Origin of the sequence: Diaminobutyricimonas aerilata (assembly GCF_002797715.1) — a bacterium.
GTDB classification, from domain to species: domain Bacteria; phylum Actinomycetota; class Actinomycetes; order Actinomycetales; family Microbacteriaceae; genus Diaminobutyricimonas; species Diaminobutyricimonas aerilata.
Map to the genome: position 1 here is coordinate 2015671 of NZ_PGFF01000001.1, position 26222 is coordinate 2041892.

At 70.5% G+C, this 26222-nt stretch carries 22 protein-coding genes; 4 read left to right on the forward strand and 18 right to left on the reverse strand.

Annotated features, from left to right (window positions below; translation table 11 throughout):
* Positions 1–140: 140 nt before the first annotated feature.
* From murC to CLV46_RS09775, 12 genes are all read right to left on the reverse strand, one after another.
* Positions 141–1535 (reverse strand): UDP-N-acetylmuramate--L-alanine ligase, encoded by a 1395-nt coding sequence (gene murC, locus CLV46_RS09720; RefSeq protein ID WP_100364582.1) that lies wholly within the window; start codon positions 1533–1535, stop codon positions 141–143.
* A gap of 6 nt (positions 1536–1541) precedes the next feature.
* Positions 1542–2624 carry a UDP-N-acetylglucosamine--N-acetylmuramyl-(pentapeptide) pyrophosphoryl-undecaprenol N-acetylglucosamine transferase gene (locus CLV46_RS09725; RefSeq protein ID WP_100364583.1) on the reverse strand — a complete coding sequence of 361 codons (1083 nt, stop codon included), beginning with the start codon at positions 2622–2624 and terminating at the stop codon, positions 1542–1544.
* Positions 2621–3814, reverse strand: coding sequence for a putative lipid II flippase FtsW (ftsW, locus tag CLV46_RS09730; protein WP_100365994.1), 1194 nt, complete (start codon positions 3812–3814; stop codon positions 2621–2623). The genes CLV46_RS09725 and ftsW overlap by 4 nt, the downstream gene beginning before the upstream one ends.
* Positions 3774–5294, reverse strand: coding sequence for a UDP-N-acetylmuramoyl-L-alanine--D-glutamate ligase (gene murD, locus CLV46_RS09735; RefSeq protein ID WP_100364584.1), 1521 nt, complete (start codon positions 5292–5294; stop codon positions 3774–3776). The genes ftsW and murD overlap by 41 nt, the downstream gene beginning before the upstream one ends.
* Positions 5279–6394 (reverse strand): phospho-N-acetylmuramoyl-pentapeptide-transferase, encoded by a 1116-nt coding sequence (gene mraY, locus CLV46_RS09740; RefSeq protein ID WP_100364585.1) that lies wholly within the window; start codon positions 6392–6394, stop codon positions 5279–5281. The genes murD and mraY overlap by 16 nt, the downstream gene beginning before the upstream one ends.
* Positions 6391–7797, reverse strand: a complete 1407-nt coding sequence (locus CLV46_RS09745) for a UDP-N-acetylmuramoyl-tripeptide--D-alanyl-D-alanine ligase (RefSeq protein WP_100364586.1) — start codon at positions 7795–7797, stop codon at positions 6391–6393. The genes mraY and CLV46_RS09745 overlap by 4 nt, the downstream gene beginning before the upstream one ends.
* The gene (locus tag CLV46_RS09750) at positions 7794–9314 is read right to left on the reverse strand and encodes a Mur ligase family protein (RefSeq protein ID WP_100364587.1); all 1521 of its coding nucleotides are present in this window, start codon (positions 9312–9314) and stop codon (positions 7794–7796) included. Before CLV46_RS09750 ends, CLV46_RS09745 begins: the two co-directional genes overlap by 4 nt.
* Positions 9315–9367: 53 nt before the next feature.
* Entirely contained in the window at positions 9368–11131 is a 1764-nt protein-coding gene (locus tag CLV46_RS09755; RefSeq protein WP_245866703.1) for a peptidoglycan D,D-transpeptidase FtsI family protein, read from the reverse strand.
* A gap of 52 nt (positions 11132–11183) precedes the next feature.
* The gene (locus tag CLV46_RS09760) at positions 11184–11846 is read right to left on the reverse strand and encodes a hypothetical protein (protein ID WP_100364588.1); all 663 of its coding nucleotides are present in this window, start codon (positions 11844–11846) and stop codon (positions 11184–11186) included.
* Complete coding sequence (gene rsmH / locus CLV46_RS09765; protein WP_100364589.1) at positions 11843–12796, reverse strand: 16S rRNA (cytosine(1402)-N(4))-methyltransferase RsmH; 954 nt, start codon at positions 12794–12796, stop codon at positions 11843–11845. The genes CLV46_RS09760 and rsmH overlap by 4 nt, the downstream gene beginning before the upstream one ends.
* Before the next feature lie 100 nt (positions 12797–12896).
* Positions 12897–13328 carry a division/cell wall cluster transcriptional repressor MraZ gene (gene mraZ / locus CLV46_RS09770; RefSeq protein WP_100364590.1) on the reverse strand — a complete coding sequence of 144 codons (432 nt, stop codon included), beginning with the start codon at positions 13326–13328 and terminating at the stop codon, positions 12897–12899.
* A gap of 333 nt (positions 13329–13661) precedes the next feature.
* Positions 13662–14039: a DUF3040 domain-containing protein gene (locus CLV46_RS09775; protein WP_100364591.1), complete on the reverse strand. Its 378-nt coding sequence runs from the start codon at positions 14037–14039 to the stop codon at positions 13662–13664.
* Between the two features lie 79 nt (positions 14040–14118).
* Here CLV46_RS09775 and CLV46_RS09780 point away from each other — a divergent pair, with 79 nt between their 5' ends.
* Positions 14119–15237 (forward strand): polyprenyl synthetase family protein, encoded by a 1119-nt coding sequence (locus CLV46_RS09780; RefSeq protein ID WP_100364592.1) that lies wholly within the window; start codon positions 14119–14121, stop codon positions 15235–15237.
* 23 nt (positions 15238–15260) lie between these two features.
* Here the strand turns inward: CLV46_RS09780 and CLV46_RS09785 are convergent, their stop codons facing one another.
* On the reverse strand, positions 15261–15626 hold the full coding sequence (locus CLV46_RS09785) for an Rv2175c family DNA-binding protein (RefSeq protein ID WP_100364593.1): 366 nt from the start codon (positions 15624–15626) through the stop codon (positions 15261–15263).
* A gap of 237 nt (positions 15627–15863) precedes the next feature.
* Here CLV46_RS09785 and CLV46_RS09790 point away from each other — a divergent pair, with 237 nt between their 5' ends.
* Both CLV46_RS09790 and pknB read left to right on the forward strand, forming a co-directional pair.
* Positions 15864–17090: a LysM peptidoglycan-binding domain-containing protein gene (locus CLV46_RS09790; RefSeq protein ID WP_425430423.1), complete on the forward strand. Its 1227-nt coding sequence runs from the start codon at positions 15864–15866 to the stop codon at positions 17088–17090.
* A 49-nt stretch (positions 17091–17139) separates the two neighbouring features.
* A complete protein-coding gene (gene pknB / locus CLV46_RS09795) occupies positions 17140–19089 on the forward strand; it encodes a Stk1 family PASTA domain-containing Ser/Thr kinase (protein ID WP_100364594.1) in 1950 nt (649 codons plus the stop codon).
* Between the two features lie 45 nt (positions 19090–19134).
* Here the strand turns inward: pknB and CLV46_RS09800 are convergent, their stop codons facing one another.
* The 3 genes from CLV46_RS09800 to CLV46_RS09810 form a co-directional block, all read right to left on the reverse strand.
* On the reverse strand, positions 19135–20505 hold the full coding sequence (locus CLV46_RS09800; protein ID WP_100364595.1) for a class II 3-deoxy-7-phosphoheptulonate synthase: 1371 nt from the start codon (positions 20503–20505) through the stop codon (positions 19135–19137).
* A 118-nt stretch (positions 20506–20623) separates the two neighbouring features.
* A complete protein-coding gene (locus CLV46_RS09805; RefSeq protein ID WP_100364596.1) occupies positions 20624–21313 on the reverse strand; it encodes a lysophospholipid acyltransferase family protein in 690 nt (229 codons plus the stop codon).
* A 29-nt stretch (positions 21314–21342) separates the two neighbouring features.
* A complete protein-coding gene (locus CLV46_RS09810; RefSeq protein ID WP_100364597.1) occupies positions 21343–22290 on the reverse strand; it encodes an ROK family glucokinase in 948 nt (315 codons plus the stop codon).
* Positions 22291–22376: 86 nt separating this feature from the next.
* Between CLV46_RS09810 and CLV46_RS09815 the strand changes: the two genes are divergently transcribed.
* Positions 22377–24203: an AMP-dependent synthetase/ligase gene (locus CLV46_RS09815; RefSeq protein ID WP_100364598.1), complete on the forward strand. Its 1827-nt coding sequence runs from the start codon at positions 22377–22379 to the stop codon at positions 24201–24203.
* 188 nt (positions 24204–24391) lie between these two features.
* Here the strand turns inward: CLV46_RS09815 and CLV46_RS09820 are convergent, their stop codons facing one another.
* Both CLV46_RS09820 and CLV46_RS09825 read right to left on the reverse strand, forming a co-directional pair.
* The gene (locus CLV46_RS09820) at positions 24392–24889 is read right to left on the reverse strand and encodes a peptide deformylase (RefSeq protein WP_100364599.1); all 498 of its coding nucleotides are present in this window, start codon (positions 24887–24889) and stop codon (positions 24392–24394) included.
* Entirely contained in the window at positions 24890–26212 is a 1323-nt protein-coding gene (locus tag CLV46_RS09825; RefSeq protein ID WP_170028560.1) for a MinD/ParA family ATP-binding protein, read from the reverse strand.
* Positions 26213–26222: the final 10 nt, after the last annotated feature.

Here is a 26222-nt window from a genome sequence, read left to right on the forward strand (position 1 = left end):
CGGTCGGCCGGGGACCGGCTCCTCCGCCTGCGGAGAGGACTTCGGCGCGCGTGCGGTCCGTCGGGGCGATCGCACGGTGCGCCGGGGCTCGGGCGTCGCTTCCGGCTGGGGCGGACGAGGGTCGAAGCCCTCGGGACGCTTCATCGGGCGGGATCGAGGGCGTCGAGGATCTGCGGGATGATGCGGTACACGTCGCCGCAGCTGAGGGTCATGACGATGTCGCCCTCGCGCGCCACTTGGGCCGCGTGGTCCGCCGCCTGCTGCCAATCGGGCAGGTACACCACCCGCGACGGGTCGTGGAAGCGGTCCGCGACGAGCGCCCCGGTCACGCCCGGCTCGGGATCCTCGCGCGCGCCGAAGACGTCGAGCACGATCGTGTGATCCGCGAGCCGCTCGTAGGTCTCCGCGAACTCGCCGGCCATGAGACGCGTGCGGCTGTAGAGGTGGGGCTGGTGCACCGCGATGACCCGGCCCTCGCCGACGACGCTGCGGGCGGCCGCGAGAGCCGCCGCGACCTCGGTCGGGTGGTGGGCGTAGTCGTCGTAGACGCTCACGCCCCGCACGGTGCCGTGCAGCTCGAAGCGCCGCTCGGTGCCTCCGAACGTCTCGATCGCTGCGAGCACCGGCTCCGCCTCGAAGCCGAGACCGACGAGCACGGCGAAGGCACCCGCCGCGTTGAGCGCGTTGTGCGCGCCGGGCACGCGCAGACGCGCCGGGAGCTCGCGTCCGCCGTAGGAGAGCGTGAACGCGACTGGACCGTCGGCGACGATCGAGTGCACGCGCACGTCCGCGTGCTCCGCCTCGCCGAAGGTGATGACGCGCTTGCCGTCGAGACGGTTCGTGACGCTCACGGCCCCCGGATCGTCCGCGGACGCGACGACGAACTCGTCCGCCTCGTTCGCGAACGACACGAACGCGTCTTCGAAGGCCTCGCGCGAGCCGTAGTGGTCGAGGTGGTCCGCGTCGACATTGGTGATCAGCACGACGGACGTGTCGTAGAGCACGAACGACCCGTCGGACTCGTCCGCCTCGACGACGAAGAGCTCGCCCGACCCGCTCGACGCGCTCGTGCCGAGCGACTGGATGACGCCGCCGTTGACGAAGCTCGGGTCCTGCCCGAGCTCGAGCAGTGCCGTGACGATCATGCCGGTCGACGTGGTCTTGCCGTGCGCGCCGGCGACGGCGACCAGCCGCTGCTTGTTGATGAGCCAGGCGAGCGCCTGAGCGCGGTGCAGCACCGGCATCCCGCGCTGGAGCGCGAGCTGGTACTCGGGGTTGTCCTGCCACAGGGCTCCGGTGACCACGAGCGTGTCGGCGTCGCCGACGTTCGAGGCGTCGTGGCCGATGTGCACGGTGGCGCCGAGCTCGCGCAGCGCACGCACCGCATCCGTCTCGCGGAGGTCGGATCCCGTGACGGTGTAGCCGGCGGTGAGGAAGACGCGGGCGATGCCGCTCATGCCGCTGCCGCCGATGCCGACGAAGTGCAGGGCGCCGAGCTCGGTGGGGAGCTCCATGGAGAGGTCGGGCTTGATCATCGCGCTCTACGGTACCTTCCGCTCGAGCGCGTCCCGCACCAGGGCGACCATCCGTTCGGCCCCGTCGCGCACGCCCGTCTCGAGCGCGTGGGCGGCCATCCGGGCGACGGAGGCGCGGTCGGCGAGCAGCGGGACGAGTTCGTCGCGCACCCAGTCGGGGGTGAACGCCGCGTCGTCGACGAGCCGGGCGCCGCCCGCGGCGACGGCGTCGCGCGCGTTGTGGCGCTGTTCGCCGTTGCCGACGGGATAGGGCACGTAGACGGCGGGCACGCCCACCGCCGAGAGTTCGCTCACGGTACCGGCTCCCGCGCGGCACACCGCGAGATCGGCGAGGGCGAGCGCGAGGTCCATGCGGTCGCAGTAGCGCATCATCCGGTAGCCGGGCAGACCCGGGTCGCGCAGTTCCGAGCGGTCGCCGGTGATGTGCAGCACCTGCCACCCCGCTCCGAGCAGCAGGGCGACCGAGCGCGAGACCGTGTCGTTGATCCGGCGGGCGCCGAGCGAGCCGCCGGTCACGAGCAGCGTCGGTCGCGTCGCGTCGAGGTCGAACGTCGCAGCGGCCTCACCCCGGCGGGCCGCGCGGTCGAGCCCGACGATCTCGCGGCGCAGGGGCATCCCCACGAGGGTCGCGTGCGGCAGACGCGTGGAGGGGAAGGTCACGCCGACGTGGCGGGTGAAGCGCGCACCGAGACGGTTCGCGATGCCGGGCTTCGCGTTCTGCTCGTGCACGGCGATCGGGACGCCGAAGCGGCGGGCGGCGAGGTACGCCGGCGCCGCGGCATAGCCGCCGAAGCCGACGACCGCGTCGATGCCACGGTCGCGCAGGTACCCGGCGGTCGTGTCGATCGAGGCGCGCAGCCGGCCGGGGAAGCGCAGGGCCGCCGCATCGGGCCGGCGCGGGAACGGCAGCCGCGGCACGATGAGCAGCTCGTAGCCGCGTTCCGGCACGAGCCGGGATTCGAGTCCCTCCCGGGTGCCGAGCACGAGCACGTCGGCGTCCGGTTCGGCGTCGCGCAGCGCGTCGGCGGTCGCGAGCAGCGGATTGACGTGACCGGCCGTGCCGCCACCCGCGAGGAGGTAGCGGGTCACCGGGTGCTCCCCTGCTTGCGAGCGAACGACAGCACGACGCCGATCGCCACCATCGTCGTCACGAGCGCGGATCCGCCCGCGGAGATGAGCGGCAGCGGCACACCGAGCACGGGGAGCAGCCCGAGGACCACGGCGATGTTGACGAACGCCTGACCGACGACCCACACCATGACCGAGGCGCACGCGACGCGGGCGAAGATGTCGGTGGTGTGCCGGATGACCCGCACGAACGCGATGGTGAGCACGACGAACAGCAGCAGCACGACGATGGCGCCGATCATGCCGAGCTCCTCGCCGATGATCGCGAAGATGAAGTCGTTGTCGGCCTCGGGCAGCCAAGACCACTTCGCCTTCGAGTTGCCGAGTCCGACGCCGAAGAACCCGCCGGAGGCGAGGGCGTAGAGGCCGTGTTGCGGCTGCCAGCCGAGGTCGTTGTAATAGTCGCCGCCGTACCCCTCGAGCCACGCGTTGATGCGTCGCATGCGCGAGTCGCTCGCCATCGTGGCGAGCACGCCGAGCACGGCGATGGCGCCGACCGTCACGCCGAGGTGCTTGAGCCGCATGCCGCCGAAGAACAGCGCGCCGATCACGAGCAGCAGCATGATGATGGCGGTGCCGAGGTCGTTGCCGACGAGCACGAGGCCGATCGAACCGCCGGCGACGGGCAGGATCGGGAGCACGAGCTGTCGCCAGTCGTGCAGCACGTCCTGTTTGCGCGTGAGGATGAGCGCGAGCCAGATGACCAGGCCGAGCTTCACGACCTCCGACGGCTGCAGCGTCGCGAAGCCGAGGTTGAGCCAGTTGCGGTTTCCCTGGTGGTCGACGCCGAGCGGGGTGAAGACGACGAGCACCTGCAGACCGACGCCGATCAGCACGGCGTGCCACGCCCAGCGCTTCCAGAACGACACGGGCATGCGGGAGGCGAGCAGCATGAGCGGAACACCGAGCAGCGCGAAGAGCCCCTGCCGCGCGGCGGCGCCGAAGAAGTCGCCCGTCGCGGCGTAGTTCTCGATCGCCGACGACGACAGCACCATCACGAGCCCGAAGGCGACGAGGAACAGGGTCGTGCCGAGCAGGAGGTAGTAGGTCGAATTTCCGGTCTCGAAGAGACGTCTCACCCGTACGAACGCCGCGGGCGCCGAGGGGCCGTCAGCTGCGGTGCTCGCCGGTCCCGGTCTGGTCGTCGTCATGCGCTCCACTCCCGAGGTACTCGTGCACGGCGGCCGTGAAGCGCCGACCCCGGTCCGCGTAGTCCGCGAACTGGTCCATCGAGGCCGCAGCCGGAGCGAGGAGCACCACGTCGCCGGCTCGGGCCGCCCGCGCGGACAGCCTCACCGCCTCCGTCATTACCCGTCCAGTGTCGGTCTCCGTCACCTCGAACAGGGGCAGGGCGGGCGCGTGTCGCGCGAAAGCCTCAACCACGGGTTGACGGTCGACGCCGATGACCACGGCCGCGGAGACCCGCTTCGCGTGCGCACGGACGAGCGGCGCGAGGTCGACGCCCTTGAGCAACCCGCCGACGATCCACACCACCGAGCCGAAGGAAGCGAGCGACGCGGCGGCCGCGTGCGGATTGGTGGCCTTGGAGTCGTCGACCCACCGCACCCCGTCGCGTTCCGCGACGTGCTGCGTGCGATGCGCGTCGACCGAGAAGGCGGCGAGGGCCCTGCGGATGACCGGGGCCGGCACATCGAGCGACCGGGCGAGGGCGGAGGCGGCCAGCACGTCGGCGACGAGGTGCGGCGCGCGCAGCCCGACCGGTTCGAGGTCGTCGAGCGTCGTGAGCTCGATCGCGGAGTTCCGCCGGTCGTCGAGGAACGCACGGTCGCAGAGGATGTCCTCCACGAGGCCGAACTCGCTCGGCCCCGGCATGCCGAGCCCGAACCCGATGGCACGGCACCCCTCGATGACCTCCGCCTCTTCGACGAACCCGCGAGTGACCTCGTCTGCGGTGTTGTAGACGGCCGCGATGCGCGTGTTCTGGTACACCTTGGCCTTCGCGGCGCGGTATGCCGCCGCTCCGCCGTGCCAGTCGAGGTGGTCGTCGGCGATGTTGAGACACACCGAGGCCCACGGCGTCACCTCTCCACCGGGATTGCGGTGCATCCAGTGCAGCTGGAAGCTCGACAACTCGACGACGAGCACGTCGAAGCCCGCGGGATAGCGGACGACGTCGAGCACGGGTGTGCCGATGTTGCCGCACGCGGCGACCCGGCGCCCGTCGGCGGCGATCATGGCCGTGGTGAGCTGCGTCGTCGTGGTCTTGCCGTTCGTGCCCGTGACGAGCACCCATTCGGCCGGGGTCCCGGTCTTGTCGCGCACGCGCCAGGCGAGCTCGATGTCGCCCCAGATCGGCACGCCGAGCGCCTCGAGGTGCGCGATGCGCTCGTCGTCGGGACGGAACCCGGGCGAGACGACCGCGAGTTCCGGCGCGAACGCGTCGAGGTCATCCACATCACCTCGCTCGGCACCGATGACGGCGAGCATCTCGCCGGTGCGCTCGTCGACGCTCTCGGCGAGCACGAGCACGCGGGCACCGAGCTCGACGAGCGTGTCCGCCACGGAGAACCCGGTCTTGCCGGCGCCGAGCACGACGACGCGCAGGCCCGCCCAGTCGGCGTTCCAGCTCGTGAGTGCGGCCAGCCGCGCGGCGTTCAGAGCGACAGCCATTCGAGATAGAACAGTCCGACGCCCGCGGCGACGAAGAGTCCGGAGATGATCCAGAAGCGCACGACGATGGTCACCTCGGCCCAGCCCTTGACCTCGAAGTGATGGTGCAGAGGGCTGGCCAGCCAGATGCGCTTGCCCCCGGTGAGCTTGAAGTAGGTGCGCTGGATGATGACCGTGCTCGTGCAGACGATGAAGAGTCCGCCGATGAGGATGAGCAGGAGTTCGGTGCGCGAGAGCATCGCGAGGGCGGCGAGCACTCCCCCGAGCCCGAACGATCCGGTGTCCCCCATCATGATCTGCGCGGGCGAGGTGTTCCACCAGAGGAACCCGATGAGCGAGCCGACGACCGCGGCGGCGACGGTCGCGAGATCGAGCGGGTCGCTCACGGTGTAGCAGCGGTCGAGGTTCTCGCGCACGACCGTGGCGCAGTCCTGGTTGAACTGCCAGAACCCGATGATGATGTACGACCCGATGGCGAAGATCGACGCCCCGGCGGCGAGGCCGTCGAGCCCGTCGGTGAGGTTGACCGCGTTGGTGGTCGACACCGAGATCGCCGCCGCGAGCAGCACGACGAGGATGACGCCGAGGGTCGTGCCGAACACCGCGGTGAAGTCGAACGGCAGGTCGCGCACGAAGGAGATGTGCGTCGACAGGGGCGTGAGACCGCGGGAGTCGTGCACGGTGAGGGCGATGACCGCGAAGACCGCGCTGATGACGAGGGTGAGCGCGATCTTCCACGGGCCGGGCAGCCCGAGGCTGTTGCGCTTGCGCACCTTGATGAAGTCGTCGAGGAATCCGACACCGCCGAGCGCGACCATCATGAACATCGCGAGCGACGCCGACGGCGTGACGTTGAGGTCGGAGATGGTCTGGCCGACCATCGCCGAGACGAGCTTGCCCACGAAGTACCCGAGCACCGACCCGGTGACGAAGACCACCCCGCCCATCGACGGCGTGCCGCGCTTGACCACGTGGGTCGTCGGGGTGTCGGCGCGGATGAACTGACCCAGTCGCAGGCGACGGAACGCGCGCGCGAAGAGGGGCGTGAGCAGCAGGGTGAAGAGGGCGGCGAAGGCCGCGGCGACGAGGAGCGCGATCACGGTGTGAGCCCGCCCAGCCGGTCGCCGAGGAAGCGCAGACCGGCCGACTTCGAGGACTTCACGAGCACGACGTCCCCCGCTCGCAGTTCGTCACGCAGCACAGCGTAAGCGGCGTCCGCGTCGGCGACGAATCGGGACTCGCCGTCCCACGATCCTTCGAGTCCGGCCGCGTTGTGGATGTGCCGCGCACCGTGACCCACGACGATGAGCTGCGAGATGTTGAGCCGCACGACGAGCCGGCCGAGTCGGTCGTGTTCCTCGTCGGCGAACTCCCCCAGCTCGGCCATCTCGCCGAGGACGGCGAACGAGCGCCCCTCGGGGGGCGTGATCTGGGCGAGCGTCTTCAGGGCCGCGGCCATCGAGTCGGGACTCGCGTTGTAGGCGTCGTTGATGACCACGACGCCGTCTTCCCGCGGCAGCACCTCCATGCGCCACCGCTCGGCGCGGGCGACCGCTTCGATCGCCTCGACGGCGGGCTCGAGCGGCACGCCGAGCTCGGACACGACGGCGAGGGTGGCGAGCGCGTTCATGACGTGGTGCTCACCGAGGATGCGCAGGGCGACGGTCCGCCGCGTCCCGCCCGCGTGCAGTTCGAAGGTCGTGCCGCTCGCCGAGGCCGCGATGTGGTCCGCCCGGGTCTCGGCGTCGTTCGAGAGCCCGAACCAGTGCACCCGCCCGGGGGCGAGCGCACTCATCGCGGCGACCCGCGGGTCGTCGGCGTTGAGCACCGCGACGCCGTCGGCGCCGAGCGCCTGCACGAGTTCCGACTTGGCGCGCTGGGTCGCCTCCACCCCGCCGAACTCGCCGGCGTGGGCGAGACCGACCTTGAGCACGACCGCGATGTCGGGGCGTGCGATCGCGGCGAGCCGGGCGATGTGGCCGATGCCGCTCGCCCCCATCTCGACGACGAGGTACTCGGTGTCGTCGTCGATCATGAGCATCGAGATCGGCGCGCCGACGTGGTTGTTGAACGACTCGCGCGGTGCCACGGTGCGCCCGTGGGCGCCGAGCGCGGCGGCGAGCAGGTTCTTGGTGGTGGTCTTGCCGTTCGAGCCGGTGATCCCGACGACGCGCATCCGCCCGCGCGAGCGCACTCGGCGCACGATCTCCGTCGCGAGCGCGTGCAGGGCGGCGACCCCGTCCGGCACCACGACGACCGGAGCCGTCACCTCGGGGTCGCGTTCCGCGACCACGAGCGCCGCCCCCGCGTCGACCGCGGCGGGGGCGAACAGGTGTCCGTCGGTGACCTCTCCGGGCAACGCGAAGAAGATCGACCCGGCGGTCACGCGGCGCGAGTCGGTCTCCACGGTCCCGTCGACGAGGGCGTCGGCCGCGCTGTCCGCGGGCAGCACGAGACGCCCGCCGACGATGTCGGCGATCTCCTGGAGCGCGAGAGCGATCACCAGCCGGCCTCTCTCAGCGCGTCGCGGGCGAGCTGTCGCGCCGAGTACGGCGTGCGGACGCCGCGGATGTCGCGGTAGTCCTGGTGTCCGGGGCCGGCCCACAGGATCGAGTCACCCTCGCCGGCGAGCGACACCGCGAAACGGATCGCCTCCTCGGGCGGGCTGACCTCGTAGATCTCGGGCTGGTGCTCGGCGAGCCGTGCGCCGTCGAGGAGCGTGCGGCGGATCGACGCCGGATCCTCGAATCGCGGGTGGTGGTCGGTGATCACGAGGATGTCGGAGCCCTCGGCTGCGACCCGGCCCATGTCGTGCCGCTTGGTTGCATCCCGGTCGCCGTCCGCGCCGAACAGCATGATGACCTGGCCGGGCGTGAAGCGGCGTACCGCATCGAGGGTGTTCAGGAAGGCGTCGGGACTGTGCCCGAAGTCGACGTAGACGCTCGGCCCGCGATCGCCCGAGACCCGCTCCGTGCGACCCGGGAGGTACGCGTCGATGCCGCCGTGCGCATCCAACGCCTGCCCGATCGCGTCGAGGTCGAAGCCCGCCTCGACGAGCATGACGATCGCGAGGGCCGCGTTCCAGGCCATGTGGCGTCCGATGAGGGGCACGCGGGTCTCGAGGGAACGCCCCTCGGGGCCGGTGACGCGGAAGCCGGTGTACGCCGCCTGCTCGTCGAGCACCTCGACGAACCAGTCGGCGCGGTCCTCGGCGCGGGACGAGATGGTGCACACGGGGATGCGCGCCTCGTCCACGACGCGGCGACCCCACTCGGTCTCGAGGGAGACCACGCCGCGGTCGGCGCGATCCGGATCGAAGAGCGGGAGCTTCGCGCGGAAGTACTCCTCCATGTCGGCGTAGTCGTCGAGGTGGTCGTGGCTGAGGTTGGTGAACCCCACGACGTCGAACTCGATCCCGTCGACCCGGTGCCGGCTGAGCGCCTGCGCGCTCACCTCGAGGGCGACGGCGCGCACCCCGCTCTCGCGCATGCGGGCCAGCAGCGCGTGCATCTCGCTCGCCTCGGGCGTGGTGAGGCGACTGACGACCTTGAGATCGCCGATGTGCCGTTCCGCCGTGGTCGACAGGCCCGTCACGAGTCCGAGCTGGGTCAGCATGCCGGCGAGCAGGTACGACGTCGAGGTCTTGCCGTTCGTGCCGGTCACGCCGAACAGCAGGGGCGGGTGCTCCCGCGTGCGATAGACCCAGGCCGAGAGTTCTCCGAGCGCCTCGCGGGGCGAGTCGACGATGAGCACGGGCAGTCCGGATTCGGCGGCGAGCTCGGCGCCGGCCGGGTCGGTGACGACGGCGACGGCACCCCGCTCGGCCGCGCGGGAGGCGAAGCGGGCGCCGTGGGTGTTGGCGCCGGCGACGCCGACGTAGAGGTCGCCGGGCTCGACCTCCTCGGAGTTGAGGGTGACGCCGGAGATCTCGACGCCCGCGACGGTGCCCCGGGTCTCGAGGGAGAACTCGGCGACGAGTTCGGCGAGGGAGCGGGGAACCGGGTGCTCAGGGCGCAGCACCGGGGGGATCCGACCGGACGACACGGGTGGTTCTTCTCTCTCCCGCGCGCTCCTCACCAGGTGAGGGGGATGGCCGGCGCGGGCTGGGTCGAGGGCGGCACCCGGAAGGTCGTGAGCGTCTTGCTCATGATCTTGCCGAAGGTCGGGGCCGCCGCGGAGGACGTCTTTATCGTATCCGGCAGGCCGAGGGTCACGACGACGGCGTACTTCGGGTCCTCCGCCGGAGCGAGGCCCGCGACGGAGACGATGCGGTCCGAACCGTACCCGCTTCCGTCCGAGCGCGCGACTTCGGCGGTGCCGGTCTTGGCGGCGACACGGTAGCCCGGCACCTTGATGAGCTTGCCGATGGGCGTGTCGGTCACCGTCTTCTCGAGCACCGAGACGATCTGGTCGGCGGCCGAGCCCGAGACGACCGGGATCGGCGTGCTGTCGGGGAGGTCCGTGATCGTGCCGTCCGGCAGCTCGCAGCCCTCGACGAGGGTGAGCGGCATGCGCGTGCCGTCGTTGCCGAGAGTCTGGTAGATCGCCGCGACCTGCGCGGAGGTGGCCGCGACACCCTGCCCGAACATGATGTTGAAGTTGCTCAGGCCGTCCCAGTCCTGCGGCTCGCGGAAGAGTCCGGCCGACTCGCCGTTGAACTGCACGGCCGTCTTCTCGCCCACCCCGAACTTGCGCATGTACTCGTAGCGCTGCTGCGCGCTCATGCCCGACTGCTGCACGAGGGTCGAGATGCCCGTGTTCGACGAGTTCGCGAGGGCGCCCGCCATCGTGTAGTGGATGTCGCCGTGCGCCCACGCGTCGGTGAGCCGCTCCCCCGTCGGGGTGGTGAACCAGCCGGGCGCCGTGATGCGGGTGGTGGGCGAGATGAGCCCCTGGTCGACGAGCATGGCCATCGACATCGCCTTGAACGTCGATCCCGGCTCGTACGGGATCGCGAACAGGCGGGAACCCGTGATGAGGCCGCCGTCGGCGTCCTTCGGGGCGTTGTTCACATCGTTGGGGTCCATCGCCGGGTAATCCGCGGCGGCCATGATGTGGCCGTCCTCGACCCGCACGACGACGGCGGTCGCCCAGTCCGACCCGGTCGCGATCGCCTGCTCGGCGAGGGCCTGCTGCACGAACCACTGCAGGTCCGAGTCGATCGTCAGGCGGACGGTGCCGCCGTCCTTCGCCTCGTCGGTGACGACGGTGCTGCCGGGCAGCCGCACGCCGTCTTCGCTCTTCTCGTAGACCGCGCTGCCGTCGGCGCTCGCGAGGCACGCGTCCTCGGTCATCTCGATGCCCGCCTGGGGACCGTCGGTGCCGATGTTGCCCACGAGGTTGCCGGCGATCGAGCCCTGGGGGTAGATCCGCTCGGAGACCGGCTCGAAGTAGATGCCGGCGATGTCGAGGTCGCGCACGGCCCGGAACGTCGCGGTGTCGATCTTCTTGGTGAGGTACGCGAAGTTCGACTCCGGATCGGCGGTGAGCGCGGTGACGAGCTCGTTCACGTCCTGGCCGGTGAGCGCGGCGATGTCGGACAGGTTGGTCATGAGGTCGTCGTCGACCCCGTGGGTGCCGAGCATGACCTTCGGTGAAACGGTGATGTTGTAACGGGTGACCGTGTACGCGAGTTCGGTGCCGTTCGCGTCGACGATCGCACCGCGCGTGCCGTAGGTGCGGTCGGGCACCGAGCGCTTTCCCTGCGACTCGGCGTTGAGGTCGTTCGCCTGCACCATCTGGATGTCGACGAGGCGCACGACGAAGACGGCGAAGACGGCGAAGACGATGAGCATCGCGATGGAGAGTCGGGCGCGGGTGCTGCGACGTGCTTTCACGGCGGCTCCAGGATCGGGTCAGCGGGTCGTCGGGAAGGGGATCGTCGGGAGGTCAGCGGGTGACCGGAGAGGGGATGCCGCCGCCGGCCGCGGGGGCCGAGGCCCCGGCGCCCGGTGTCGCGTCGCCCGCTGCACCGGCGCTCGGTGCGACCGTCCCGGGTGCGACCGTGCCCGGTGCGACGCCTCCGCTTGCGGGAACGCCCGGAGCCGCGCCATCCGCCGCCCCCGTCCCCGTTGCGATGCCGGTGGCGATCGGCAGATCGCCCACCAGCGCGTTGCCGACGAGGTTACCGGCGGCGTCGACGATTCCGGCGTCCGCCGCGCTGGCGGGAGTCGCATCCCCCGTGACCGCACCGGTCTGGAGGCTGAGGAGCGCCTGGTGGGTGTTGCTCACCATGCCGAGCTGCGCGGCGGCGGCCGCGAGGTACTGGGTCGAGCCGAAGAGCAGATCCTTCTCGGTCAGCTCCTCGACGTCCCGCTCGGCCTCCCGCTGGAGCACCTGCAGCTCGGAGATCCGGTAGGCCCCCTGGGAGACCGCCATGCTCAGCAGCAGCTGGGCGAGCAGGATGACGAAGATGCCGGCGACGCCGACCACCGCGTAGGCGACCTTCGGGCGCGCCCGGCGCTGTTCGCGGGTGGGCACGATCTCGATGTGCGGACGCGGCGCCTCGGCCGGGCGGCGCAGCGGGCGGACAAGGGCGGGGGCGGCGCTCATGCGACTCTCCGGATTCGTTCCGCGGCGCGCAGCCGCACTGGGGTGGCACGAGGATTGCGGGCGCGTTCGTCATCGTCGGCGAGTTCGGCGCCGCGGACGAGCAGGCGCAACTCGGGTCGGTGCTCCGGCAGCTCGACGGGGAGCCCGGCGGGGGCGGTCGAGCGGGAACGGGCCTGGAGCTCGCGCTTGACGATCCGGTCCTCGAGCGACTGGTAGGCGAGCACGACGATGCGGCCGCCCTCGTCGAGGGCGTCGATCGCCGCGGGGATCGCGCGTTCCAGCACCGCGAGTTCCTGGTTCACCTCGATGCGCAGCGCCTGGAAGACCCGCTTCGCCGGGTGACCCGAGCGCTGCACCGCCGCGGGGGTCGCCTTCGCGATGAGGTCGACGAGCTGCGCCGAGCGGGTGAACGGCGTCACTGCGCGCTGCTCCACGATGCGACGGGCGAACCGCGGGGCGAGCTTCTCTTCGCCGTACTCGTAGAAGATGCGGCGCAGGCTCGCCTCGTCGTACTCCGCGAGCACACGCTCGGCGGTGAGGCCGCTCGTCGCGTCCATGCGCATGTCGAGCGGCGCGTCCTTCGAGTAGGCGAAGCCGCGCTCCACCGTGTCGAGTTGCAGGGACGACACCCCGAGGTCGAAGAGCACGCCCTCGACGGAGGCGATGTCGAGTTCGTCGAGCGCGTCGAGGATGCCGTCGTAGACGGTGTGCACGAACTCGACGCGGTCGCCGAACGGCGCGAGCCGGCGCCGGGCGATCTCGAGTGCATCCGTGTCGCGGTCGAGTCCGACCAGGCGCACCTCGGGGAAGCGCCGCAGGAACGCCTCGGCGTGTCCGGCCATGCCGAGGGTGGCGTCGACGAGAACCGCTCCGGGCTTGTCGAGGGCCGGCGCGAGCAGCTCGATGGTGCGTTCGAGCATGACGGGGATGTGGATGTCGTCGTCGGCCATGGCGTGTCCGGTTCCGGTCCCGTTCACTGATCCCCATCCGTTCGACCTGGAACCGGGGAAGGTGCACCAGGGCGGGCGGCTGGGAGTCAGCGACCGGGCATCAGAACAATCCGGGGATCACCTCCTCCTCGGTGTTCGCGAACGCCTCTTCCTTTTCGGCGTAGTAGGCGTTCCACGCCTCGGTGTCCCAGATCTCCGCGCGGTCGCCCGCGCCGATGACGGTGAGATCGCGCTCGAGTCCCGCGTAGGCGCGCAGGTTCGCCGGGATGGTGACGCGGTTCTGCTTGTCGGGCACCTCGGCGCTCGCGCCCGAGAGGAACAGGCGCAGGTAGTCGCGCGCGGCGCGGCTCGTGAGCGGTGCCTGACGGATGCGTTCGTGCTGCTCCTCGAAACCGCGCTGGCTGAAGACGTAGACGCATCGCTCCTGCCCACGGGTCAGCACGACGCCCGAGGCGAGCTCGTCGCGGAACTTGGCGGGAAGGATGATGCGCCCTTTCTCGTCGAGCTTGGGCGCGTGAGTACCGAGGAACACGTCGGCACCCCCTCACTCTCCGGCCCGGGTCTCGAGGTAGCTCCACTTTACTCCACTTTGCACCACTCACAAGGCACAAATGACCCCAATTCGGGAATAAGCACGATGAGATCCGCATGATCATGCGGATTCGGGCGGTGGAGGGAAATGGAGGGCATCGACCGCTCCGAAGCGGCGCGAGGAGCACGCCGGGGCGGGTCACCCGGGCATCAGAGGGCGCGGAGCGGTTCCCGGCGGCCCGGTGGAGGACGGTGGAGGGCCGGGGTGACGGGCTCGTGCGCGCACGAAAAAGGGCCGACCCGAAGGTCGGCCCTCATCGAGATGTGGAGCTGGTCAGTCGCGCCCGTCCTGGCGGCGCTCCCACCGGTCGTTCAACTGGTCCATGAAGCCGCCGCCGCGGGTCGGTGCCCCCTTGCGCGGCTTGGCGGGCTGCACCGGCTCGGCCGGCGCCCGGCGCGAGGGGTTCAGGGCGACGAGCACACCCGCGAACATGATCGCGAATCCGAGCACTCCCACGAGCGGCTGCCGGATGACGACTCCGGTGACGAGCACCGCGATCCCGGCGACCCCGATGAGGATGCCGACGATCAGCGAGGTGTAGTTGGGGCGCCCGCGTCGAGGGCCGACTGTCGCGACGAAGTCGGCATCATTGCGGTAGAGATTGCGCTCCATCTCGTCGAGGAGTCGCTGCTCCTGCTCGGAAAGTGGCATCTCGGTTTCCCCTCACGTTCGGGTGCACGTGGCGATCAGAGCATCATTGTAGGCCCGCCCCCGGGGCTAGGCTAGGCAGATGCCTGGGAGTACGCGGTTAGTCGACCTCGTACACGACCGACTCGACTCCGTTCTGACCGATCGTGCCGCACACCTGGCGCAGATCTCGCCCGATCTCGAACCCTTCATCGGCTTCTCGCGCGACCTGCTCGCCGGGGGCAAGAGGTTCCGCGCGCTCTTCTGCTACTGGGGCTGGGAGGCGGTGCGCACCGCGCCGACGCCGATCGATCCCCTGCCGGAACCGGACGACCGCGACCTGCCGGCGATCGTCGAGATGTGCGCGGCGCTCGAGGTGTTCCATGCCGCCGCGCTCGTACACGACGACATCATGGACAACTCCGACACGCGCCGCGGCCTCCCCGCCGCGCACCGGCGGTTCGAGTCCATCCACGGCGAGAGCCGATGGGCGGGCAGCCGTGAGGGCTACGGACGGTCGGGGGCTTTGCTACTGGGAGACCTGCTCCTCGGCTGGAGCGACGAGCTGCTCGATGCGGGGCTCGCGCTGCTCGCGGACCGCACCGCGGCACGGGCGACCCGCGACGAATTCGTGCGGATGCGCACGGAGGTGACCCTCGGGCAGTACCTCGACATCCTCGAGGAGGCGTCGTGGCGCTCGAGGCCTGAGGCGGACCTGCTTCCCCGGGCCCATCGCGTGATCGTGTACAAGTCGGCGAAGTACAGCGTCGAGGCGCCTCTCGCGCTCGGCGCGGCGGCCGCCGGCGCCGCGGCCGAGCAGATCGAGGCGGTGCGCGCGTTCGGACTCCCCCTCGGGGTCGCCTACCAGTTGCGCGACGACCTGCTCGGGGTGTTCGGAGACCCTGAAGTGACCGGCAAGCCCGCCGGCGACGACCTGCGCGAGGGCAAGCGCACGGTGCTCATCGCGCTCGCTCGACCGGCGCTTCCCGCCGGCGCGCGGCAGCTGCTCGACGAGCTGCTCGGCGACCCGGAGCTCGACGGCCGTCAGATCGAGGTGCTGCAGACCGCGATCCGCGAGAGCGGTGCGGTCGACAAGGTCGAGCGCATCATCGCGCACAACGTCGACAAGGCGAAGTCGGCGCTCATGGGTGCGCCACTCGGCCCGACCGCCCGCGCGCAACTGTCACGACTGGCGGACACCGTCACGCGCCGCAGTTCCTGAGCCGCGCCGCGTCGTCGAGGTCGTCAGAACGCGAGCGCCTGCGCCACCCGACGCACCTCGGCCTTGCGCCCCTGCTGCAGGGCGGCGATCGGGCTCGTGCCGAGCGCGTCGTCCTCCTCGAGCAGCCACTGCATCGCCTCGGCGTCGTCGAACCCGTTGTCGGCGAGCACCACGAGGGTGCCCTTCAGTTCGGGCATCGGGTGCCCGTCGACGATGAACGACTCGGGGATCGAGAGCACGCCGTCACGCCGGATGGCGAGCAGGGCGCGCTCCTCGAGCAGACGGTGGATGCGGCCCGGTCCGATGCCGAGGATCTCGACGAGCTGGGGAACGGTCAACCAACGGGGTTCGAGGGAACTCACTCTCACAGGGTGCCACGAGCCGGGCATCCGATCTGCACCACTCCAGTCACACCAATCACATGCGCCTCTTTGATTGACAGGAATGCCCTCGTGTGACAGCGTGGGACGGAATTCCGCGCGCGTTCGGGGGAACGTGACGGGGGCCGGGAACAGAACGGGAATTCGATGAACTTCGACGACGACCTCGCGCACTCCGCGATCACGGGCCTGACGCCCACGCCTCGAGCCGAGGCGAGGCCGACGCGCGTCCGGGTGGGCAAGAGCATGATCGCGACGATGCCGATCGTGCTCGCGGGCTCGATGGCCGTCTCGATGCACCTGACCGGTCCCGTCGAGCCGGTCGACACCGACCGCGACGAGAAGCCGCGGGAGAGCAAGTCGAGCATCGGCGACGCGATCAAGGACGCCTTCGTCGCGGCCGGGACCGCCGTCGCCACCACCACGAGCCCTGCCGCGCACCGCCCCGCCGCCGTCCCCTCGAGCTACCGCGTGGCCGCCGGCGACACGGTGAGCAGCATCGCCGGCCGCTTCGGACTGTCGACCGCGTCCGTGCTCGCGCTCAACGGGCTCGGCTGGAAGTCGGTCATCTTCCCTGGCCAGGTGCTCAAGCTCTCGAGCGCCGCGACCTCGGCTCCCGCGCCCGCTCCGGCCCCCGCGCCGAGCAGCGCCGGCCGCTACACGATCGCCAAAGGCGACACCGTCTCCCGCATCGCGCAGAAGTTCGGCGTGCCCGTCGCCTCGGTGCTGAGTGCGAACGGCCTCTCCTGGTCGAGCATCATCTACCCCGGCCAGACGCTCACCATCCCCGGTCAGGCCGCGCCCGCCGCGACGCCGGTGACTCCGGTCGTCTCGACGCCCGTCGTCTCCGCCCCGCCCGCGTCGTCGACGTACACGATCAAATCCGGTGACACCATCGGCGCGATCGCCGCACGCCACGGCGTCTCCACCCAGGCTCTGCTCAGCGCCAACGGCCTGAGCTGGTCGAGCGTCATCTACGCCGGCCGCACGCTCACCATCCCGGGCACCGTCGCCACGACGCCGGCGGTGCACGTCACTCCCGTCGCCACGCCGGGCAAGGTCACCCCGATGACGGCCGAGATGCGCGCGAACGCGCAGGTCATCGTGCGGGTGGGCCAGCAGCTCGGCGTGAGCGAGTACGGTCTCGTGATCGCGCTCGCCACCGCCATGCAGGAGTCGTCGTTGCGCAACCTCGACCACGGGGACCGGGATTCGATCGGGCTGTTCCAGCAGCGTCCGAGCACCGGTTGGGGCACCAAGGCGCAGCTGATGGACGCGGCGCACGCGGCACGGCTCTTCTACGGCGGCCCGAGCAACCCCAACAAGGGCGTCACCCGGGGTCTGCTCGACATCCGCGGATGGCAGTCGATGAGCGTGACGCAGGCCGCGCAGGCCGTGCAGATCTCCGCCTACCCCGACGCGTACGCCAAGTGGGAGACGAGCGCGCGGGCCTGGCTCGCGGAACTGCGCTGACCCCGTGTGGCGGGGTCCGGTTCGAGCCGCTCATCTTTAGACTCGAACGGTGAGCACGAGCACCACGGACCCGATGATCGGCCGTCTCATCGACGGCCGGTACCAGGTGCGCTCCCGCATCGCCCGCGGCGGCATGGCCACGGTCTACCTCGCCACCGATCTTCGCCTCGAGCGCCGAGTCGCGATCAAGATCATGCACCACCACCTGGCCGACGACAGCCAGTTCACCCAGCGCTTCATCCAGGAGGCGCGCTCGGCGGCCCGCCTCGCGCATCCGAACGTCGTGAACGTGTTCGACCAGGGCCAGGACGGCGACTCCGCGTACCTCGTCATGGAGTACCTGCCCGGCATCACCCTGCGTGACCTGCTGCAGGACTACGGCAGCCTCACCTCCGAGCAGACGATCGACATCATCGAGGCGGTGCTCTCCGGCCTCGCGGCCGCGCACAAGGCCGGCATCGTGCACCGCGACCTCAAGCCCGAGAACGTGCTGCTCGCCGACGACGGACGCATCAAGATCGGCGACTTCGGACTCGCCCGCGCGGCGACAGCGAACACGGCCACGGGCGCCGCGCTGCTCGGCACGATCGCCTACCTCTCCCCCGAGCTCGTGACCCGCGGGATCGCGGACACCCGCAGCGACATCTACGCCGTCGGCATCATGATGTTCGAGATGCTCACCGGCGAGCAGCCGTTCAAGGGCGAGCAGCCGATGCAGATCGCCTACCAGCACGCCCACGAGCACGTGCCCGCGCCGAGCACGAAGAACCCGCGCGTACCGGCCGAGCTCGACGAGCTCGTGCTGTGGGCGACCGCCCGCGACCCCGAGCATCGCCCGCGCGACGCCCGCGCCATGCTCGATCAGCTCCTCGACACGCAGGAGTCGCTGCGCACCGCACTGCCGACGCAGGCGACCTCAGCCCAGCGCACCATGGTGCTGCCCGCGGCAGCGCCCCTGCCGACGCAATCCACCGCCGAGACGCAGATCCTCGGCGGCCGCCCGGCCGTCGCCGCACCCGCCGACACCGGTCCCGCCCTGACCGAGAACACCGCGAGCCTCGCCGTGCAGAGCCGCAAGCGCCGGTCGAAGGGCTGGATGCTGCTCGTCATCATCCTCGTGCTCACCGCCGCCGCCGGAGTGGGCGGGTGGTGGTTCGGTGCCGGCCCCGGTGCCGCCGTCACCGTGCCCGACGTCACCGACAGCACCCCGGAGGAGGCGACCGCCGCCCTGCAGGAGCTCGGCTTCGAGGTCGACCCGAGCGGCACGATGTTCTCGATCGAGATCGAGGCCGGTCGCGTCGCCGGCACCGATCCCGAGCCGGGGGCCGCGCTCGCACCGGGCGAGACGGTCACCCTGCTCGTGTCGCAGGGTCGCGAGCTGTTCGCCGTCGAGGAGCTGCGCGGCCTGCAGGAGAGCGTGGCCCAGACGGTCATCCGCGAACACTGGACCGAGGGCACCGCGATCCGTCAGTTCGACGCCGAGGTGCCTGAGGGTCAGGTGCTCGACGCACTCGACGGGCAGGGCGCGCCCCTGGCCGCGGGCGCGCAGTACGGCGACCAGCTCCCCATCACCCTCGTCGTCTCCGCCGGTCCGCTGCCGGACCTCGCGGGCCGAAGCGTCGAGGATGCGACCGCCGTGCTCGGCGAAGCCGGCCTGACGGCGGGCCAGAACCTGCAGCAGTTCAGCGACGCGATCGAGGAAGGTGCCGTCATCGGCATCATCACGACCAACGAAGACGGCTCGCCGAAGGTCATCAGGGTGGACGACACGGTCGATCTCGCCGTATCGAAGGGTCCCGAGCCGGTCGAGGTCCCGGATGTCGTGGGCGACACCTGGGCGGCCGCCAAGGAGGCACTCACCGCCGCGGGCTTCCAGCTCGAGTACAACCGCCTCGCGGACGCCTTCCCCGGCGCCTTCGTCGTCAGCCGCATCGACCCCGAGGCCGGTGAGACCGCGCCGAAGGGGTCCACGATCCGCGTCAACTTCGCCGGTTTCTGATCCCGCCGGTCGCTCCGCACGCATGCGGAGCGACCATCCCGCGGATCAGATCGCGCTGAGCTCCTCGGCGACGAGGAAGGCGAGTTCGAGCGACTGCATGTGGTTCAGGCGCGGGTCGCACAGCGACTCGTACCGCGTCGCGAGGGTGGCCTCGTCGATCATCTCGGAGCCGCCGAGGCACTCCGTCACGTCGTCGCCGGTGAGCTCGACGTGGATGCCGCCGGGGTGGGTGCCCGCGGCGCGGTGCGCCTCGAAGAAGCCCTTGACCTCGTCGACGATGTCGTCGAACCGCCGCGTCTTGTACCCGGTGGGCGTCGTGACGCCGTTGCCGTGCATCGGGTCGGTGACCCACAGCGGGTTGGCGTCCATGCCCTTGATCGCCTCGAGCAGGGGCGGGAGCGCATCGCGGATGCGGCCGGCGCCCATGCGCGTGATGAAGGTCAGGCGACCGGGTTCGCGCTCGGGGTCGAGCTTGTCGATGAGCTGCTTCATCGTCTCGGGCGTCGTCGACGGGCCGAGCTTCACACCGATCGGGTTGCGCACCCGCGAGAAGAAGTCGACGTGGGCGCCGTCGAGCTCGCGCGTGCGCTCACCGATCCAGATGAAGTGCGCCGACGTGTCGTACGGCGTGCCGGTGCGCGAGTCGATGCGCGTCATCGGCCGCTCGTAGTCCATCAGCAGACCCTCGTGGCTCGAGTAGAACTCGACGCGCTTGAGTTCGTCGAAGTCGGCTCCCGCCGCCTCCATGAACCGGATCGCCTTGTCGATCTCACGCGCGAGACCCTCGTAGCGCTGGTTCGCCGGGTTGGCGGCGAAGCCGCGGTTCCAGCTGTGCACCTGACGCAGATCGGCGAAACCACCCTGCGTGAACGCGCGGATGAGGTTCAGGGTCGCCGCGGACGTGTGGTATCCCTGCACCAGCCGACGGGGATCCGGCTGACGGGACTCCGGCGTGAAGTCGTAGCCGTTGACGATGTCGCCCCGGTAGGCGGGCAGGGTCACCTCGCCGCGGGTCTCCGTGTCGCTCGAGCGCGGCTTCGCGAACTGGCCCGCCATGCGGCCGACCTTCACGATCGGCATCGACGCGCCGTAGGTGAGCACGACCGCCATCTGCAGGATCGTCTTCACCCGGTTGCGGATCTGATCGGCGGTCGCCCCGGCGAAGGTCTCGGCGCAGTCGCCGCCTTGCAGCAGGAACGCCTGACCGCTCGCGGCGCGCGCGAGCCGGTCGCGCAGGATGTCGACCTCGCCCGCGAACACGAGCGGCGGCATCGTGGCGATCTCCGCGGACGCGGCGCCCACGGCATCCGGATCCGGCCACTCCGGCTGCTGCTTCACCGGCAGGGTCCGCCAATAGTCGAGCCCGGCGATCACGGAGGGATCGGCGAGAACGACGGGCTCTGACGGGTCTACCACGGGCGGTTCCTTGCTGGACGGTGACGGATGACGGGCATGCCCGTCGACGGCTGCCGGCGAGCAGGGACCCAAGGAGCGAGCCTAGCGAACGCCGGGAGCGTCGACGGCGACGCGGGGGTCAGCGGCTGGAGCTGCCGACCTTGTCCTTGACCGAAGAGGCGTAGACGTCCAGATATTCCTGGCCGCTCAGACGGTTGAGCTCGTACATGATCTCGTCCGTGATGGAACGGAGGATGAACCGGTCACCCTCGAGGCCTTCGAAACGCGAGAAGTCGAGCGGCTCGCCGAACACGATGCCGATGCGGCGGACCTTCGGGATGCGCCGGCCGATCGGCATGACCTTCTCGGTGTCGATCATCGCCACGGGGATCACGGGGACGTGCGCCTCGAGGATCATGCGCGCGACGCCGGTGCGGCCGCGGTACATGCGACCGTCGGGGCTACGGGTGCCCTCGGGGTAGATGCCGAGCTGCTCACCCTGGGCGAGCACACGCAGCGCCGTGTTGAGCGACGCCTCCGAGGCCTTGCCCCCGGAGCGGTCGATCGGGATCTGGCCCGTGCCCTGGAAGAAGAGGCGGGTGAGCCATCCCTTGATGCCGCGGCCGGTGAAGTAGTCGCTCTTGGCCAGGAACGAGATCCGCCGGTCGAGCACGAGCGGCAGGAACACCGAGTCGATGAACGACAGGTGGTTGCTCGCGAAGATGACGGCGCCCGTCTTCGGCACGTTCTCCCGACCGACCACCCACGGGCGGAACGCCGTGAGCAGGATCGGGCCCGCGACGAGGTTCTTCATGAACCAGTAGAACATCCGAGCCTCCCGGTGGCCGACGGGAAATCCTAGCGCGCGGTGGCGTGCACCCGGGCCAGGTCGGCCGCGCCGACGACACCCGCGTCGTTGACGAGCTGAGCGATCACGAAGTCCGGCTCGGGGTGATAGCCCCGTGCCGGGAGGTGGGTGAGATACGCCTCGCGGATGGGGGCGAGCAGCAGCTCCCCCGCTTCGGCGACCCCGCCGCCGAAGACGAAGATCTGCGGGTCGAGCACGGCCGAGAGCGAGGCGCACGCCTGGCCCAGCCAGAAGCCGAGCTGCCGCAACGCGCTGAGGGCACCCGGGTCGTGCTCGGCGATGAGTCGGCCGACGGTGTGTCCCGTGAGCTTGCCGTCGCGAGTACGGGCGGCCGCGAGGGCGAGGCCGATCCCGCCCACATCCGCGATCTCGTTCGCCATGCGCAGCAGGGCGCGACCCGACCCGTACTGCTCGATGCAGCCGTGCGCGCCGCAGCCGCACGGCAGCCCGTCGGGCACGACCCGCAGGTGCCCGAGTTCCGCTCCGGCGCCGAAGCCTCCGCGGAAGAGTCGGCCCTGGCTGACGATCGCGCCGCCGACGCCGGTGCCGATGGTGAGCACCGTCATGTCGCTCACGTCGCGGCCGGCGCCGAATCGGAACTCGGCCCATCCGGCGGCGTTCGCATCGTTGTCGATCGTGATGGCGAGATCGAGCCGCTCGGTGAGGTGCCGGCGCAGCGGTTCGTTGCGCCAGCTGATGTTCGGCGTGTAGTAGACGAGCGACTGCTGCGCGTCGATGAATCCGGGTGCGGCGACTCCGGCCGCCACGACGTCGTGACCCGCACGCAGCCGCTCGATCATCGCGACGACCTCATCGACGATGCCCTGCGGATCGCTCGCATCGGTCGGCACGCGCTCCTCGGCGAGGATCACGCCGTTCTCATCGACGACGCCTCCCGCGATCTTCGTTCCGCCGATGTCGATCCCGATCGCCTGCACGAGCGACGAGTCTACTGTTCGAAGGGATCCGTGATGGTCCGTCGGTACACTGAGGCCACCATCCACTCGGTACCGAAGGAGTTGCCGTGAACGAGACGTTTACCCCGCTCGTGGTCGAACCCGATCCCGACGCCAATATCACCGACCTCCTCGTGGATCGGGCCACCGCGTCGCCGCAACTCGCCCTGTTCTCGTTGCCGACCGCCAGCGGGGGCTGGGAGGACGTCACCGCGCTCGAATTCCACACCCGGGTGGTGGCGCTCGCCAAGGGCTTCGTCGCCGCCGGTGTGCATCCGGGCGAGAAGATCGCGTTCATGTGCAAGACGCGGTTCGAATGGACCCTCGTCGACTTCGCGCTCGCGTTCGCCGGGGCCGTGCTCGTGCCGATCTACGAGACGTCGTCACCGAGCCAGGTGCAGTACATCCTCGAGGACTCCGGCGCGACCGGCCTCATCGTCGAGACGCCGGACCACTTCGCCCGCTTCGACGAGATCGCGGGCGACGTACCCCAGGTCGCGCGCGTGTGGCAGGTCGACCTCGGCGACCTCGACAAGCTCACCGCTTCGGGCGCGGGCGTCTCCGACGACGAGGTCGAGCGGCGTCGGACGCTCGCGAAGGCGTCCGACCTCGCGACGCTCATCTACACGTCGGGATCCACCGGCAAGCCCAAGGGCGTCGTGCTCACGCACGCGAACTTCGTGGAACTCTCCCGCAACGCCGCGGTCGTCATGGCCGACGTCGTCGCGCCCGGAGCGTCGACCCTGCTGTTCATCACCACCGCGCACGTGTTCGCGCGGTTCATCTCGATCCTGTGCGTGCACGCCGGGGTGCGCGTCGGGCACCAGGCCGACACGAAGCAGCTGCTGCCGTCGCTCGGGTCGTTCAAGCCGACGTTCCTGCTCGCGGTGCCTCGGGTGTTCGAGAAGGTCTACAACTCGGCCGAGCAGAAGGCGGAGGCCGGGGGCAAGGGCAAGATCTTCCGCCGGGCCGCCGACGTGGCGATCGAACACTCGAAGGCGCTCGATGCCGGTCACGTGCCGCTCGGTCTGAAGCTGCAGTTCGCGCTCTTCGACCGGCTCGTCTACTCCAAGCTCAAGTCCGCGATGGGCGGGAACGTGCAGTACGCGGTCTCCGGCTCCGCCCCGCTCGGTCTGCACCTCGCGCACTTCTTCCGCAGCCTCGGCATCCGCATCCTCGAGGGCTACGGACTCACCGAGACCACCGCGCCGGCGACCGTGAACCTCGTGAACAAGTTCAAGATCGGCACGACCGGACCGGCGCTGCCGGGCGTCGGCCTGAAGATCGCCGAGGACGGCGAGATCCTCGTCAAGGGCATCAACGTGTTCGGCGGCTACTGGAACAACGCCGAGGCCACCGCCGAGGCCATGGTCGGCGAGTGGTTCCACACCGGTGACGTCGGCGCGATCGACGCCGACGGCTACCTCACCATCACCGGACGGAAGAAGGAGATCATCGTCACGGCCGGCGGCAAGAACGTCGCCCCCGCCGCGCTCGAGGACCCCATCCGCGCGAACCCGCTCGTCGGCCAGGTGGTCGTCGTCGGCGACAAGAAGCCGTTCATCTCGGCGCTCATCACCCTCGATCCGGAGATGCTGCCGGTGTGGCTCAACAACAACGGCGAGGCCGCGGACCTGAGCCTCGCCGCGGCGGCCGTGCACCCGAAGGTGCTCGCCGAGGTGCAACGCGCGGTCGACGAGGCGAACGCGCGCGTGTCGCGGGCGGAGTCGATCCGCAAGTTCCGCGTGCTGCCGATCGAACTCACCGAGGCGAGCGGCCACCTCACCCCGAAGATGAGCATCAAGCGCGCCGTCATCCTGAAGGACTTCGCCGCCGAGATCGAGGGGATGTACTCCCCCGCCCCGGACACGCAGGGCGTCTCGATCTCCTCCTAGTTGCGGATCGGATGCACGGAGGCCCTCGCCGTTCGGCGGGGGCCTCCGTCGCGTGGTGCTCATGCGGGCCGGGCGCATGCGGGTCGGGGCTCAGGCCCGGACGACGTGCAGCGGCAGCGGCAGCGGTAGCGGCTGCGGCAGCGGAACCGGCCGTCGACGACCGCGGCGGAGGAGACCAACGCCTCGGCCTAGTTGCGGAACCAGTCCGCCTGACGCACCTGGCGCATCGCGTCGCGCTTCACCTCGGGCTCGAGCCCTTCGAGGTACAGCCTGCCGTCGAGGTGGTCCGTCTCGTGTTGAAGGGCCTGCGCGAGCTGGCCGGTGCCGCTGATCTCGACCGGGTTCCCGTCGAGGTCGACACCGCGCACCCGGGCGAAGGGGTACCGCGACCGCGGGAAGTAGAACCCGGGCACCGAGAGGCAGCCCTCGTCCATGAGCTCCGGCTCGCCGGAGACCTCGACGAGCTCGGGGTTGATGACGTACCCGATCCGTCCGTCGACGTTGTAGCTGAAGGCACGCAGCCCGACGCCGATCTGGTTCGCGGCGAGACCTGCCCGTCCGGGCAGCTGCACGTTCTCGAGCAGATCGGCCACGAGACCCGCGGCGCGCGGATCGCCGGGGCGGATCGGGTCGCACGCCGAGCGCAGCACGGGGTCGCCGAAATAGCGGATGGGACGTTCTGCCACTTACGAGCTCCGTCTCGTCGGGAGGCCGTCGACCACGAGCGCCGCGAGCTCGCGCGCGGCGTCCCGGGTGAACGGCTTCAGTTCCTTGTACTTCACGACCGACCCGGCAGCCAGCTGCGGGTCGTAGGGGATGCGCACGATCTCGCGCACGCGCGAGCGGAAGTGCGCCTCGATCTCGTCGAGCTTCACGAGCTGGGTGCCCTGAGTCGCCGTGTTGAGCGCCACGATCGCGTTGCGCACGAGCTCGCCATAGCCGTTGGCCTCGAGCCAGGTGAGGGTCTCGGATGCCAGACGCGCCTCGTCGACGCTGCCTCCCGAGACGATGACGACCGAGTCCGCCCGCTGCAGGGTGGCGCGCATCACGGAGTGCACGATGCCCGTGCCGCAATCGGTGAGCACGATCGAGTAGTAGCGCGCGCACAGGTCGGCGACGACGTTGTAGTCGTTCTCGTCGAACGCCTCGGACAGCATCGGATCGGTGTCGGAGGCGAGGATGTCTAGCCGCGTGTCGTCGCGGGAGACGAGCGAACTGAAGTCCGTGAACCCCTGGATCGAGGGCGCCCGCGTGACGACGTCGCGCACGGTCGCCCGGGTCTGCTTCGGCACCCGCTCCGAGAGGGTGCCGCGGTCGGGATTGGCGTCGATCGCGACGATGCGATCCTCGCGGACGTCGGCGAGGGCCATGCCGAGCAGCGTCGTGATCGTCGTCTTGCCGACCCCGCCCTTGCGGGTCAGGATGGGCACGAACCGCGCGCCGCCCTCGAACGCCTTGTCGATGCGTGCGTCGAGCGCCTTGCGCGCCCGCACCTTCGCCGAGTCGCCGATGTTCACGCGGTGCAGCGTGGCGCCGTACACGAGGCGCGGCCAGCGCCCCTCGGGCACGTTGCGGCCGGACTTGCGGTCGTCGAGCAGCCGGTCGGCGGTGAGCATCGCGGCGGACTCCGGTGCGCCCGGCGCGTCGCCGCGCAACCGGTCGCGTCGCGCGTGGTCGTCGGCGCGAGGCGGGACGATCTCGACCGAACGGGTCGACGGGGACGCCGATTCGACCCGGCCGGGATCGACCGCGACCTCCGGGATGGCGAGCGCCGCCTCGTCGTCGGGTGCCTCGTGAACGGGAGCGGGGAGGTCGATCGCGATCGTCAGGCTGTGCGGGAGTTCGCCGGCGAGACGGTCGCCCGAGGGCTCCGCGAGGTCGAATGCGCCGTGCGGAACGGAGTCCGTACGCTGCCCCTCGGCGTCGGTGCCATCGCGGTCGATGCCATCGCGGTCGGTGTCATCGCGGTAGGTGCCATCGCGGTCGGTGTCATCGCGCTTGTCCGCCACTGTGGGTCCT